The organism is Burkholderiales bacterium (genome assembly GCA_036262035.1).
Taxonomy (GTDB): Bacteria; Pseudomonadota; Gammaproteobacteria; order Burkholderiales; family SG8-41; genus JAQGMV01.
In genome coordinates this window covers 126,922-140,936 of sequence record DATAJS010000001.1, presented here as the reverse complement: position 1 = coordinate 140,936, position 14,015 = coordinate 126,922, and the positions used below count along the sequence as shown (strand labels likewise).

General features: G+C 67.0%; 11 protein-coding genes. 5 read left to right on the top strand and 6 right to left on the bottom strand.

Going from position 1 to position 14,015, the window contains the following annotated elements; genetic code table 11:
- Window positions 1-15: 15 nt before the first annotated feature.
- The gene (locus VHP37_00585) at window positions 16-963 is read right to left on the bottom strand and encodes a tripartite tricarboxylate transporter substrate-binding protein (GenBank protein HEX2824812.1); all 948 of its coding nucleotides are present in this window, start codon (window positions 961-963) and stop codon (window positions 16-18) included.
- Here VHP37_00585 and VHP37_00580 point away from each other — a divergent pair.
- From VHP37_00580 to glpK, 5 genes are all read left to right on the top strand, one after another.
- Entirely contained in the window at window positions 929-2,008 is a 1,080-nt protein-coding gene (locus VHP37_00580) for a LysR family transcriptional regulator (protein HEX2824811.1), read from the top strand. The two genes, VHP37_00585 and VHP37_00580, sit on opposite strands and share 35 nt — an antisense overlap.
- A gap of 415 nt (window positions 2,009-2,423) precedes the next feature.
- Window positions 2,424-3,632 carry an MFS transporter gene (locus VHP37_00575; GenBank protein HEX2824810.1) on the top strand — a complete coding sequence of 403 codons (1,209 nt, stop codon included), beginning with the start codon at window positions 2,424-2,426 and terminating at the stop codon, window positions 3,630-3,632.
- A complete protein-coding gene (locus tag VHP37_00570; protein HEX2824809.1) occupies window positions 3,629-4,876 on the top strand; it encodes an MFS transporter in 1,248 nt (415 codons plus the stop codon). The genes VHP37_00575 and VHP37_00570 overlap by 4 nt, the downstream gene beginning before the upstream one ends.
- Window positions 4,873-5,628 carry a sulfite exporter TauE/SafE family protein gene (locus VHP37_00565; protein HEX2824808.1) on the top strand — a complete coding sequence of 252 codons (756 nt, stop codon included), beginning with the start codon at window positions 4,873-4,875 and terminating at the stop codon, window positions 5,626-5,628. Before VHP37_00570 ends, VHP37_00565 begins: the two co-directional genes overlap by 4 nt.
- Window positions 5,629-5,637: 9 nt before the next feature.
- Entirely contained in the window at window positions 5,638-7,149 is a 1,512-nt protein-coding gene (gene glpK / locus VHP37_00560; GenBank protein ID HEX2824807.1) for a glycerol kinase GlpK, read from the top strand.
- On the opposite strand, the gene VHP37_00555 is transcribed toward glpK, so the two are convergent.
- The 5 genes from VHP37_00555 to VHP37_00535 form a co-directional block, all read right to left on the bottom strand.
- Window positions 7,136-8,134 (bottom strand): uroporphyrinogen decarboxylase family protein, encoded by a 999-nt coding sequence (locus VHP37_00555; protein ID HEX2824806.1) that lies wholly within the window; start codon window positions 8,132-8,134, stop codon window positions 7,136-7,138. The two genes, glpK and VHP37_00555, sit on opposite strands and share 14 nt — an antisense overlap.
- A gap of 214 nt (window positions 8,135-8,348) precedes the next feature.
- Complete coding sequence (locus VHP37_00550; GenBank protein ID HEX2824805.1) at window positions 8,349-10,010, bottom strand: thiamine pyrophosphate-binding protein; 1,662 nt, start codon at window positions 10,008-10,010, stop codon at window positions 8,349-8,351.
- Between the two features lie 11 nt (window positions 10,011-10,021).
- Window positions 10,022-11,251: a CoA transferase gene (locus VHP37_00545; protein ID HEX2824804.1), complete on the bottom strand. Its 1,230-nt coding sequence runs from the start codon at window positions 11,249-11,251 to the stop codon at window positions 10,022-10,024.
- A gap of 96 nt (window positions 11,252-11,347) precedes the next feature.
- Complete coding sequence (locus tag VHP37_00540; GenBank protein HEX2824803.1) at window positions 11,348-11,872, bottom strand: gamma carbonic anhydrase family protein; 525 nt, start codon at window positions 11,870-11,872, stop codon at window positions 11,348-11,350.
- A gap of 77 nt (window positions 11,873-11,949) precedes the next feature.
- Entirely contained in the window at window positions 11,950-13,989 is a 2,040-nt protein-coding gene (locus VHP37_00535) for a sodium-translocating pyrophosphatase (GenBank protein HEX2824802.1), read from the bottom strand.
- Between the last annotated feature and the right edge of the window lie 26 nt (window positions 13,990-14,015).

Below are 14,015 nucleotides of genomic sequence, written 5' to 3'. Positions count from 1 at the left end.
GACCGCCTTGGCGACTCAATCGCCCTTGATGTGCGCGTCTTTGACGACTTTTTCCATCCGCTGCATTTCGGCGCGCAGAAAGCGACCGAACGCGTCCGGCGATAACGGCGCCGGAGCGACGCTCAATCGGGCGAGATTGGCGAGCACATCCTTCCCCTCGATCCCGCGCAACATCTCGGCGTTGAGCTTCGTGACGGCCGCGGGCGGCGTGCCTGCGGGTGCGGCCGCGCCGATCCACGAAGCCCAATCGAACCCCGGGTATCCGCTCTCGGCCACGGCCGGCACCGTCTTCAGCGCGTCGCTGCGGGCCGCCGTCGTAACGGCAAGCGCGCGCAGCCTGCCGGAGGAGATATACGGAAGCGCGTCGGACAACGGCCCCACCAGCACCCCGGCATGTCCGCCCGCGGCGGCGATCGTCGCCTGCACGCCACCCTGGTACGGAACGTAGGTCATGTGGATAGCGGTCGCCGTGTTGAAGCTCTCCGCAATCAGTTGACCGAATCCGAACGAGGCGTAATTGAGGTCGTTCGGCCGGGCTCGCGCGAGCCCGACGAGCTCCTTCAGCGACTTGACCGGCACGGACGGATGCACCGCGACCACGTATGGCAGCGAGACGAGCCGTGCGACCGGCGCGAAATCCCTCAGCGCATCGTACGGCACGTCACGCAGGAACGGGTTGGTGACGAAGCTCGTGCCGACCATCGCGAGCGTGTGCCCGTCCGCGGGCGCGCGCGCCACGATGTTCGTCCCGATGATCGTGTTGCCGCCGGGCCGAACATCGACGATCACGCTCTGGCCGAACGCGGCCGTCATCGATTGCGCGACGGCGCGGGCGACGATGTCGACCGTGCCGCCGGCCGGGTTCGGGACGACGATACGAACGGTCTTGGTGGGAAACGGCTGTGCGGCCGCCGCGGTGGAGAGGAGGATGATCGCGACAGCAATTCCAATGAGTTTCGTCATAGGTGGTCCTCCTGCGTTCGCGTGCATTAACTGTAACGCCTCGGGCCGGCGATACAATCCACTGTCTCGGAAAAGCGCCTGTGACGGAGATTCACAGATGACGCGTATCGGCGATTTCGGTGGGATCGAGGCTTTCGTGCGCGCCGTCGAGCTCGGCGGATTTTCTGCGGCTGCGCGCGAGCTCAAGCTCACGCCGTCGGCTTTATCCAAGCTCGTGACGCGGCTCGAGCGCTCGCTCGGCGTGCGGCTGCTTAATCGCACGACGCGCAAACTGCTGCTGACGCCGGAAGGCGAGCTCTTCCTTTCGCGTTGCCGGCGCATCCTCTCGGAGATCGAGGACGCCGAGACTGAAGTGGGGCATTCGCGAGAAAGACCGCGCGGCCGGCTCAAACTGCACGTCGGTGTCGGCTTCGGCACGCACGTGCTCGTGCCGGAGCTGCCGCGCTTCGTCGAGCGCTATCCCGAAGTCGAGATCGAGCTGACGGTGCTCGACGAAATCGTGGACCTCGCGCAGCACGGCGTCGACATCGCGTTGAGAGCAGCCCCGATCGTCAACGGCGCGCTCGTCGCGCGGAGGATCTGCGATTTCCAGCGCATCGTCTGTGCGGCGCCGTCATACATTGCGCGCTTCGGCGCGCCGCGGGTGCCTCAGGATTTGCGCGCACACCGCTGCATCACGATCGGCGACTCGCCGATACTTCGGCGCTGGGAATTCGAGTCGCCCTCCGGCGTGGAGGTGATCGACATCGACGGCGGCATCAAAGTGAACAATGCCAATTGCGTGCTGCGGCTCGCATGCGACGGCCTGGGCGTGGTGCGACTGAACGAGTTCTCAGCGGCCCCGTTCATTCGCGATGGAACGCTAGTACCGGTGCTGCGCGAGTTTCAACGGCGCGAAGAGATCGCGATGATGGCCGTATACCCGCACGAGCGCCACCGCCTGCCGCGCGTGCAGGCCATGCTCGATTTCCTGGTGGAGAGGTTCTCCAGCTCCCCTTGGCGCGGCGTCTGCGACGCCGGAACGCTCAACGCCGCCGGCGAATAGCCGCTCCTGGCCGATTGCAGTCCTACCGCCGCATTGATTTCTTCCAGCGCACGCGCCGGGTCGGGCGCGGGCCTTGAGCCCGTGAAGGCGTCCGAGGAGCGCAGCCGAGGGCGGGGTTTCGACGGTCAAAGTCAAAATGGATCCCCGATCGCGTGCGCTAGCGCCTACGGTGCGGTGATTACGTAATGCTTCAAGGCGGGGTTCGTCCTTCGACTTCGCTACCGCTACGCTCAGGACGAACGGAAACAAGGCGCGGTGCGTTACCACGCACCCTACGAGCTGCGCTCAGGACGAACCGACCACAGACGCCGGGCGTAGCGCACCCCCAAGGCGTTGCGCAAGCAACGGCCCGTGAAATACTCTCGATCACTCGATCAAACCGGGGTTTGACCCCAAGAAGCCGGGGTCGGACCCCATGCAGAACTCCTCTCGCAATGCGCACGCGGTCGTCATTGCCACGTTCGCGACCCAGATGGTCGTGACGATGTCGAACTCGACGCTTCCGACGATCGCGCCCAAGCTCGCCGAAGCTCTGCATGTCGAGCCCGCGATGATCGGCTACCAGGTGAGCCTGCTGTTCGGCGCGGCGGTGACCGGGACGCTCTTCGGCGGCGCCTACACGCGGCGCTTCGGCGGCTGCCGCACCATGCAGATCAGCGTTGCGCTGTGCGCGCTCGGCCTGCTCTTCATGATGGTGCCGAGCGTGTGGGCGATCATCGCCGGCTCGCTCGTCGCGGGGTTCGGACAGGGCATCCTCAATTCGGCGACGGCGCATCTCCTCGTGAAATACACGCCGCCGGAGCGGCGCAACTTCCTGTTCTCGATCAAGCAGAGCGGCGTGCCTTTCGGCGGCATGGTCGTGGCGCTGACTGCGCCCGGGATCGCGCTCGCGCTCGGCTGGCAGTGGTCGGTGGCGATGACGATCGCGTTGATCGCCGTCGTGGCGGTGCTGATGCAGCCCAGACGCGCCGCGTGGGACGACGATCGCGCGCCCGGCGTCGACGTCAGCGCGCAGAAGTTCGGCGGCGTGCCGCTGGTCCTGAAGCAGCCGGCCCTGCGCTGGATCTCGTTCACCGGGCTGCTGTTCTCCGCCGTGCAGCGCTGCCTGCTCACGTTCACGGTGATCTACCTCGTCGCGGAGCGCGGCTACAGCCTGATCGAAGCCGGTTTCATGCTGTCGCTGATCCAGATCGGCGGCGTGCTCGGGCGCCTCGCGTGGGGCTGGATCGCCGACCGCTGGTCGAGCACCTCGGTGCTGCTCGTGATCGCGGTGGTCACGGTGGTCGATACGTTCGCGCTGGTCGCGCTCAACGCCGACTGGCCGCGCGCGGCGGTTTACGCCGTCTTCTTCGTGTTCGGCGCGGCAGCGCTGGGCTGGAACGGTGTGCTGCACGCCGAAATCGCGCGCCTGGCGCCGCAAGGGCTGCACAGTGTGGTCGCCGGCGGCTCGACCTTCTTCGTCTTCGGCGGCGTGCTGCTCGGACCGTCGCTGTTCGCGATGCTGTACACCGCGATCGGCAGCTACAGCACGACGTTCCTGTTGATGGCGACCGCCGCCGCGGCGGGCGGCGTGCTGGTGCTCGTCGCACGCCGTGACGCGCGTCTCGCGCGACGGCTTGCATGAGCGAAGCGCAGCTCATCCCCGCGGGCGAAGGCCGGTTCATCCGGCGCTCGACGGTCTACGCGGTGGTCGTCGCGACGACGCTTGCGCAGATCGCTTCGGTCATGGGCATCGCGGTGTTTCCCGTGATCGCGCCGCGGCTCGCGGCCGAGATCGGCGTCGCACCCGCGGCGATCGGCTACCAGATCAGCCTCATCTACGGCGCGGCGACCATCGGCTCGCCGCTGATGAGCTTCGCGGTGACCCGCTGGGGCGCGTGCCGCGCGACGCAGGTCGGCCTCGCGTGCTGCGTCGCCGCGATGGCGCTGGCGCTTACGGCGGCGGTCTGGGCGCTCGTCGCCGCATCGCTCCTGCTCGGCCTGGCGATGACGCTGATGACGCCGGCGTCGACGCACCTCCTCTTCAGGTTCAGCCCGCCGCAGAATCGCAACCTCATCTTTTCGATCAAGCAGACCGGCGTGCCCGGCGGCTGGGTGGTGATGGCGCTGATCGCGCCGCCGATCACGCTTAGCGTAGGCTGGCGCTGGGCGGCGGCGCTGGTGCTCGCGGTCGCGGCGATCCTCGTGGTGCTGTTGCAGGGCGTGAGGGCGCAGTGGGACGACGATCGCAAGCCCGGCGCGGCGGTGCGCGTGAACCCGCTCGCAGGGCTGGTCGCGGTGTGGCGCCATGCGCCGCTGCGCTGGCTCGCGATCGCTTCGCTCACGCTGTCGTTCGTGCAGCTCTGCCTCGGCACCTTCCTGGTCACGATGCTCGTGCAGGAAGCCGGTTACAGCCTCGTCGCGGCGGGCGTCATGCTGTCGGTCGTGCAGGCCTCGGGCGTCGCCGGACGGATCCTGTGGGGTTACATCGCCGATCGCACCGGCGACAGCCTCGGTCTGCTGCGCCGTATCGCGCTGACGGCCACCGCCTGCTGTGTCGGCATCGCATTTCTTACCCCGGCGTGGCCGCAGCTGCTGATCGCGCTGTTCTTCGTGGTGTTCGGCGCGGCGGCGGTGGGCTGGAACGGTCTCTTTCTCGCCGAGGTCGCGCGCACCAGCCCGCGCGGGCTGGTGAGCCAGTCGACGAGCGCGGCGATGACGTGGAACTTCGCGGGCATCCTGCTCGGGCCGGCGATCTTCGCGGCGATGTACGGCGCGACTGGCAGCTATACGACGACGTATCTCATGCTCGCGATCGTCGCAGTCGCCGGGTTCGTCCTGCTGTCGCTCTCGGGCGCAGCGGGACGGCGCGAGCGCGCAGCCGCATGACGACGCTCGAGAGCCTGTCCTGGCTCCAGCTCGCGTGGATCGGTCTCGCGGTTTTCCTCGCCTATGTCGTGCGCGGTATGTCGGGATTCGGCGCCGGCCTGATCGCCGCGCCCATGCTCGCTTTCGTGCTCCCGGTGCACATGGTGATCCCGACCACCGGGCTGCTCGTGTTCGTGCTCTTCTGCGTCATCACGGTCCGCGACCGCGGGCATGTGGACTGGCGCGAGCTCAGGCTGCTCGCGGCGCCGACGGTCATCGGCGTCATCGTGAGCCTGCTGGTGTTTAGGCTGCTCGACAACCGCCTGCTCGTGCTGATGCTGGGCGGCTTCCTGCTGCTGTATGCGATCTACATGTTCGCCGTGCAGATCCTCGGCCTGCCGCGCTTCAACTGCTCGGAGCGGTGGGCATGGCCGCTCGGCTTCGCCGGCAGCTTCTTCGACACCATGTTCGGCGGCGGCGGAGGGACGCTGGTCGTGATCTACATGGATGCGCGCGGGCTTGCGCGCATGCAGTTTCGCGCGACGCTCGCCATGCTGTGGCTCATCGAGATGATCGCGCGCATCGGCGGCTATGCGACCGCGGGCTTCTATACCAGGGACGTGCTGATCCTCGTCGTGGGGCTGCTGCCGTTCATGGCGCTGGGCACGCTCGTCGGCGAGCGCCTGGGCAACAAGGTGAGACCGGAGACGTTCCAGCGCATACTGGCGCTGCTGCTCGGGGCGAGCGGCATCAGTCTCATCATCAAAGCCTGAGGAGGCCGCTTGTCCTTCATCCTCGCGCTCGACCAGGGCACGACGAGCTCGCGGGCGATCGTCTTCGATCGCGGCGGTGGCGTGGTCGCGGTCGCGCAGAAAGAGTTCGAGCAGATCTTTCCGCAGCCCGGATGGGTCGAGCACGATCCCAACGAGATCTGGGCGTCGCAGCTCGCGGTCGCGGCGGAAGCGATGGCGCGCGCGGGGCTGCGCTCCAGCGACGTCGCGGCGATCGGTATCGCCAACCAGCGCGAGACCACGCTCGTCTGGGACCGCGTCACCGGCGAACCGGTGTGCAACGCGATCGTGTGGCAGGACCGGCGCACCGCGGCGCTGTGCGACGCGCTGCGGGGGCAGGGGCTGGAGCCCGCCATTACCGCCAGGACCGGTCTGGTGCTGGACGCGTATTTCAGCGGCACCAAGGTGAAGTGGATCCTGGATAACGTCGCGGGCGCGCGCGCAGCGGCGGCGCGCGGCGGGCTCGCCTTCGGCACGGTGGACACGTGGCTGCTGTGGAAGCTCACCGGCGGCCGGGTCCACGCGACCGACGTCACCAACGCTTCGCGCACGCTGCTCTTCGACATCCATCGCGGGCGCTGGGACGACGAGCTGCTCGAGTTATTCGGTGTGCCCCGGACGATGCTGCCCGAGGTGCAGCCGTCGAGCGCCCGTTTCGGGGAGACCGCCGCATCGCTGTATCCGTCGCCGATCGCAATCGCCGGCGTCGCGGGCGATCAGCAGGCGGCGCTGTTCGGCCAGCGCTGTGTCGCGCCGGGCATGGTGAAGAACACCTACGGCACCGGCTGCTTCATGCTGATGAGCACCGGCGAGCACGCGATCCCTTCGCGCAACAAGCTCGTCACGACCGCCGCGTGTCCCGTTGATGGTCATGCCCAGTACGCGCTCGAAGGCAGCGTGTTCGTGGCGGGTGCGGCGGTGCAGTGGCTGCGCGACGGCCTCGGCATCATCAGGACCGCACCGGAGGTCGAGGCGCTCGCCGCGTCGGTGCCCGACAGCGGCGGCGTGTACATGGTGCCGGCGTTCACCGGCCTCGGCAGCCCGCACTGGGACGCGTACGCGCGCGGCGCGATCGTCGGGCTCACGCGCGGCACGACCGCGGCGCATCTCGCCCGCGCGACGCTCGAGAGCATCGCGTTCCAGACCGCCGACGTGCTGCGGGCGATGCAGGAGGATTCGGGCATCACGTTGACCGAGCTCCGCGTCGACGGCGGCGCGACGAGCGACGATCTCCTCATGCAGATACAGGCGGACGTGCTCGGCGTGCCGGTGGTGAGGCCGCGAGTGGCCGAGACCACCGCGCTGGGGGCGGCATATCTCGCGGGCCTCGCGGTGGGTTATTGGAATGCGGCCGAAGAGATCGACACGCAGTGGCAGGCCGAGCGGGTGTTCGAGCCCAGGATGTCGCGCAATGAAGCCGAGTCGCGGATGCGGCATTGGGCGAGGGCCGTGGAGCGCTCCAAAAACTGGGCTGGGTCTGACCCCGGCTTTATCGGGGTCTGACCCTGGTTTTGATCTGCTCCGCAGTCCAGCGAAGGGTTTCGTCGTCGACCGGATGCCTGATCACGCACGCGGGTGCCACGATGACGCCTTTGCCGCCGTTCGGCGCGAGGGCGGCTTCGATATCCGCGGCGATGCCTTCGCGATTCCTGTTGGTGATGTGGGCGCGCTGCAAGCCGCCGAGGATGGGCTTGGCGCCGCCGCTTGCGCGGTAATCGGCGATCGACGGCGGCGTCTCGCCGATGTGCCAGTTGAGCGCTTCGACGTCGTAGCGCCTGATGACGTCGAACAGGATGTCCTCGCCGTGCGCGTGGACGGCGTTGAACCAGCCGCCGGCTGATTTAGCGACCTGTATGACCCGGCTGTCGTAGGGCTCACCGAACCGGCGATAGTCGGCTTCGGTGAACGCGGAGCACGTCGCTTCCTGCATCGCGAGGAATACCCCGGCGCAGCCGCGCTCGATGGCGGCGCGCGAGAAGTCGCAGGTGACTTGCGCGATCGTCTCGAGCCCGGCGATCACCGCGCGCTCGTCGGACGCAAGATGCTCGCGCGAAGCGCCGTTGGAGAGCTTGGCCGCGATGGTGAGCGGAGAGAACACCGTCGCGAGCACCGGCACGCCCGGGCCGACGAGCTCGACCAGCCTGGACAGGTGCCGGAGCTCGCGCCCGTAGGATCCCTGAGTCACGTCGACGCGCTGGAGCGTCTTCCAGTCGCCTTGCGATTGCACCGCAGGCACGACGACCTTCGCGACGCCGCCGCGCGCGATGTCGCTGTAGTCGCACTCGCAACCCCAGTCCTCGACGCAGTACAGGCCGTTCGGCATCGACTTCAACACGTCGATGTCGTAGCGCTTCGCGAACGTGGCGCTCTCCGCCGCGAGGCGCTGCGGGTCGAGGTCGATGCCGGGAAGGTGGGTCCAGAAGCTGTAGGGCGGCCGGTCGACCGGCTCACCGTTCAGCGTGGCTTTGATGCGTTCGAGCTTGTTCAAGAGCAGTTCAAATATTTAACCGCAAAGGACGCAAAGGACGCCAAGGAAGGCGAAATCGTCATCGCGAGGAGCGAAGCGACGTGGCGATCTCGTGGCGCACGATCCGGACGCTCCGGGATTGCTTCGTCGCTGGCGCTCCTCGCAATGACAGAAAAAGGTTCACTTTGCGTCCTTTGCGTCCTTGGCGGTCAATGGTTTTTACGAAGTCAGGGCATCATGTCACCGCCGCCGCATGCGACGAGAACGACACCGTTCCGGCACGCGCCGTGTCGTCGGTCTTCACGTTGACGAGCGCGACCATGCCTTCGTCGACCTTCTTCTGCGCGCGGACGAGCGCGGCGCCGATGTCTTCGGGCTTCTCGACGTACTCGCCGTAGCCGCCGAGCGCTTCGCACATCTTGTCGTAGCGGGTGTAGCCCAGATCGCGGCCGACTTTCTCCTTCTTGGGATCCGCGGTCCAGCCGCCGTTCAGGCTGATCACCACCAGCAGCGGCGCCTTGTGACGGATCGCGGTGTCGAGCTCCATCGCGTTCAGCCCGAACGAGCCGTCGCCGTGCACGCAGATGACCTGCTTGTCCGGGCACGCGATCTTGGCGCCGACGGCGAACGGCATGCCGACGCCCATCATACCGAACGGGCCGGAATTGAGGCGATGGCCGGGCACGAACGTCGGCATCGACTGGCGGCCGAAGTTGAGGATCTCCTGGCCGTCGACCACGAGGATCGCGTCGCGCTTCATGAAGTTCTTCACTTCCTCGCACAGGCGCAGCGGGTGGATCGGCGTCTTGTTCATCGACATGCCGCCGCCGGTCTCCTGCCTCTTCGCCGCCTCGCCCTCGGCGAGCTTCTTGCGCCACTGCGCGTAGTTCTCGGGCTCGATCCGTTTGGGCAGCGCTTCGATCAGCTGCTGGAGCACCGCCTTGCAGTCGCCCTGGATCGGGATGTCGATCCTGCGCGGCGCGGTGGCGAGCTCGTCGCCGTCGATGTCGATGCGCGCGATCTTCGCGTTGCCGCCGAAGCGCGGCGCCGACCCGTGACCGATGACGTAGTTCATGCGCGTGCCGAGGATGAGGATGAGATCGGCGTCCTTGAACGCGGTCGAGCGCATCGTCATGAACGACAGCGGATGATCGTCCGGCACGACGCCGCGGCCCTGCGGCGTGGTGTAGAACGGGATGCCGGCCTTTTCCACGAACTGTTGCATCTCGGCCCACGCCTGCGACCAGATGACGCCGCTGCCGCTCACGACGAGCGGCTGCTTCGCGTTCGCGAGCGCGTCGATGAGCGCGTTCACTTGCGCCGGGTCGCCGAGCGGGCGCGGGCGCAGCAACGGCCGCCCCGAGAGGCGCCAGTCCACCTGGCTCTCGTCGACCTTCTCGTAGAGCACGTCGGCCGGGAAATCCAGGTACACCGGGCCGGGTTTACCGCCCATCGCCTTCTGGAACGCGTTGTTCACCATCTCGGGGATGCGCTTCAGGTTCACGACGCGGTCGGCCCACTTGCAGATCGGCTTCATCATCGAGAGCTGGTCGATCTCCTGGAACGTCTGCCGGCCGAAGAGGCCGATCGCGCTCGAGCCGCCGAGCGCGACGATGGGCGCGCAGTCGATGAACGCGTTCGCGATGCCGGTCGTGAGGTTGATCGCGCCGGGGCCGCTCGCGCCCATGCACACGCCGGGCTTCTGGAGGAGCCGCGCGTAGGCCTGCGCCGACAGCGCGGCGGCCTGCTCGTGACGCACGTCGATCATGCGGATCTCCTCGGTGCGGCACGTGGTCTGCACGAGCTGCATCGGCCCGCCCATGATGAAGAACAGGTCGTTGGTGCCTTCCTTCTTCAGTGCTTTTGCGAGTATTTCCGAGCCGGTGATTTCAGCCATGATCCCCTCCCTTAGATGATCTTGTCGTCGCGCAGCGCAGCGACCTGCGAGTCCGTCATCCCGAGCCAGTCCTTGAGCGCCTCGCCGCTGTGCTCGCCGAGGAGCGGTGCGGGCTTCACGGCCGGCGGCTGACCGTTGAAGCGCACGGGCCAGCCAGCCATCCTGAACTCCGGCCATGCGGGATGCTTGATCTTGTGGATGATCGCGCGCTCCTCGAAATTCGGGTCGTTCAGCAGCTCCATCGTGTCGCGCACCGCACCCGAGGGCACGGCGGCCCCGATCACACGCATGCATTCGTACTTGTCGCGCTTGCTCGTGAACTCGGTGATGATCCTGTCGATCTCGGCCGAGTTCTCCACACGCGCCTCGCGCGTCTCGAAGCGCGGATCGCCGACGAGGTCTTCACGCCCGATCGCCTTCAGCAGTCGCGGCCAGTGGTCCGGGTTGCCGCGGCTCGTGTAGACGTAGACGTAATCGTTGGGGCCGCCCGGCGCGCACGGATAGATGTCGCAGGGCGGGTTGTTGCCTTCGAGGTTGCGCGCGCCCGCGCGCGGCGCGGGCTTGCCGCTCTTGGTCGTCAGCGAGAAGGAGTTGCGGATGTAGTGCAGGATCGCGTCCTGCATCGCAACCTGCAGGTGCACGCCTTTGCCCGTCTCCTTGCGCTTGTGGAGGGCCGCGAGAATGCTGATGCACATCAGCATGCCCGTACCCGTATCCCCGAGTGTTGCGCCGGGCTTCGCGGGCCGGCCGTCGGGCTCGCCGGTGATGCTCATCAGCCCGCCGCACGCCTGGGCGATCATGTCGAAGGCCAGATTGTTTTCGTAGGGGCTGCCTTCGCCGAAGCCTTTCACCTGGCCGTAGACGATGCCCGGATTGATCTCGCTCAGGACGTCGTAGCCGAGCCCCAGGCGCTCGATCGCGCCCGGTGCGAAGTTCTCCATGAAGATGTCGGCTTTCTTCGCGAGATCTTTCACGATCTGGAGCCCGCGCGCCGATTTCAGGTTGACGGTGACCGAGCGCTTGTTCGAGTTGTAGTTCAGGAAATAGGGATCATCCTTGTGCGGCTTGGTGGCGCCCGTTCGGCGTCCTGGATCGCCGCCGGTGGGATTCTCGACCTTCACCACGTCGGCGCCCAGCCATGCGAGAACCTGCGTGCATGAGGTGCCGGCTTCGAACTGCGTCAGATCCAGGACCCTGACGCCCGTGAGACAACCCGGAGCGACGGCGTTGATATTCGGCATCGTTTTCCCCCCATAAACGGTTGATGGAAAATGCGGCGCACGAGAACAATCTTACGCCATGCCGGCCACTGCCATCGATGTCGCGAAAACCCGGGGCTACGACCGGTCGGGCTTCAGCTCCGTTTTATAGCTCTTCCAGCGCCTGACGTAGTTGTCGGCCGTGGAATTGATGGCCCGGATCTCGTCGTCGCTCAACTGCCGCACGACTTTGCCCGGCGAGCCCATGACGAGCGAGCCGTCGGGAATTTTCTTGCGCTCGGGGATGAGCGTGTTCGCGCCGATGAGGCAGTTCCTGCCGATGATCGCATCGTTCAGGATGACGCTCTTGATGCCGATCAGGGTGCCGTCGCCTATCGTGCAGCCGTGCAGCATCGCCATGTGTCCGACGCTCACGTTCTTGCCCATCGTGAGGGGGTGACCCTCGTCGATGTGTACGATGCAGCCGTCCTGAAGCTGCGAGTTCTCTCCGATCGTGATGAGGTCGTTGTCGCCGCGCACCACGCAGTTGAACCAGACGCTCGCGTTGTTCTCGAGAACGACCGAGCCGATGACGATCGCGTTGTCGGCGATCCAGTAATCGCCTTTGGCGACGACCTTCTGGTCGCCCAGGGAGTATTTCATGTGTACTTCCTCGTATGCGTAAAAACAAACGGCCAGCGGAAGCTGGCCGTCCAAGGCTGCAGGCGAGGGCGCCTGCGCTACAGCAGCGGCACGATCAGCAGCGCCACGATGTTGATGATCTTGATGAGCGGGTTCACCGCCGGACCCGCGGTGTCCTTGTAGGGATCGCCCACGGTGTCGCCGGTCACCGCCGCTTTGTGCGCGTCGGAGCCTTTGCCGCCGTGGTTGCCGTCCTCGATGTACTTCTTGGCGTTGTCCCACGCGCCGCCGCCGGTGGTCATCGAGATGGCGACGAAGAGGCCGGTCACGATGGTGCCGATCAGCAGGCCGCCCAGCGCGCGGATGCCGGCGCCGGGGCCCATCGCCCAGTTCATCAGGAACGCGAGCACGATCGGCACGAGCACCGGGAGCAGCGACGGGACGATCATCTCCTTGATCGCCGCGCGCGTCAGCATGTCGACCGCGCGCGAGTAATCGGGTTTGGCGCGGCCTTCCATGATGCCGGCGATCTCGCGGAACTGACGCCGCACTTCGACCACCACCGCGCCGGCCGCGCGGCCCACCGCTTCCATCGCCATCGCGCCGAAGAGATACGGCACCATGCCGCCGATGAACAGACCGATGATGACCGCCGGATCGGCCAGCGAGAACTCGGCGGCCTTGCCCGCGAGCTGGAGGTTGTGCGTGTAGTCGGCGAAGAGCACGAGCGCCGCAAGACCGGCGGAGCCGATCGCGTAACCCTTGGTGACCGCCTTGGTCGTATTGCCCACCGCGTCGAGCGGGTCGGTCACCGCACGCACCGAATCCGGGAGCTCCGACATCTCGGCGATGCCGCCGGCGTTGTCGGTGATCGGGCCGTAGGCGTCGAGCGCGACGATCATGCCGGTCATCGAGAGCATGGCGGTCGCGGCGATCGCGATGCCGTAGAGGCCGGCGAGCTGGAACGCCCCCCATATGGCGATACACACGGCGAGCACCGGCAGCGCGGTCGATTTCATCGACACGCCGAGGCCGGCGATGATGTTCGTGGCGTGGCCGGTGGTCGAAGCCGAAGCGACGTGGCGCACCGGCGTGTATTCGGTCGCGGTGTAGTACTCGGTGATCACGACCATGGCGGCGGTGAGCACGAGACCCACGAGCGCGGCGCCGAACAGGCTGGCGCGCAGCTCGGGTCCCATCATGAGGTCGGTGATGAACCAGAACGCGATCGCGGCGAGCACGCCGGAGACGATCACGCCCTTGTACAGCGCGCCCATGATCTTGCCGCCTTCACTGGTCTTCACGAAGAAGGTGCCGATGATCGACGCGATGATCGAGGCGCCGCCGAGCACCAGCGGGTAGACCACCGCCGCCTGCTGGAGCGCGGCGTCTTTCGCGAAGAGCAGGCCGCCGAGCAGCATGGTCGCGATGATCGTGACCGCGTAGGTCTCGAACAGGTCGGCCGCCATGCCCGCGCAGTCGCCGACGTTGTCGCCGACGTTGTCGGCGATCACCGCGGGGTTGCGCGGATCGTCTTCGGGGATACCGGCTTCGACCTTGCCGACGAGGTCGGCGCCCACGTCCGCGCCCTTGGTGAAGATGCCGCCGCCCAGACGCGCGAAGATCGAGATCAGCGAGCCGCCGAACGCGAAGCCGACGAGCGCGTGCAGCGCGGCGTCGCCGCCCCACAGCTTGTCGGCGAGCCAGAAGTAGCCGACCACGCCGAGGAGGCCGAAGCCGACCACCAGCATGCCGGTGATCGCGCCGCCGCGGAAAGCGATCTTGAGCGCGGGGTTGATGCCGGCACGCGCCGCTTCGGCGGTGCGCACGTTGGAGCGCACCGAGATGTACATGCCGGTGTAGCCGGCGAGACCCGAGAGCAGCGCGCCGATCAGGAAGCCGAGCGCGGTCGGCCAGCCGATCGCGATCCCGAGGACCACGAAGAGGATCACGCCGACGATGCCGATCGTCGTGTACTGGCGATTGAGGTAAGCCTGCGCGCCCTGCTGGATGGCGGCGGCGATTTCGCGCATGCGGTCGTTACCGCTCGGCTGGCCCAGGATCCACTTGATCGACATGGCCCCGTAGATGAGGGCCGCTATCGCGCAGGCTAGCGCGAAGATCAGGTACGACTGCATGCTCACTCCCGTGTGTTAACGGCCGC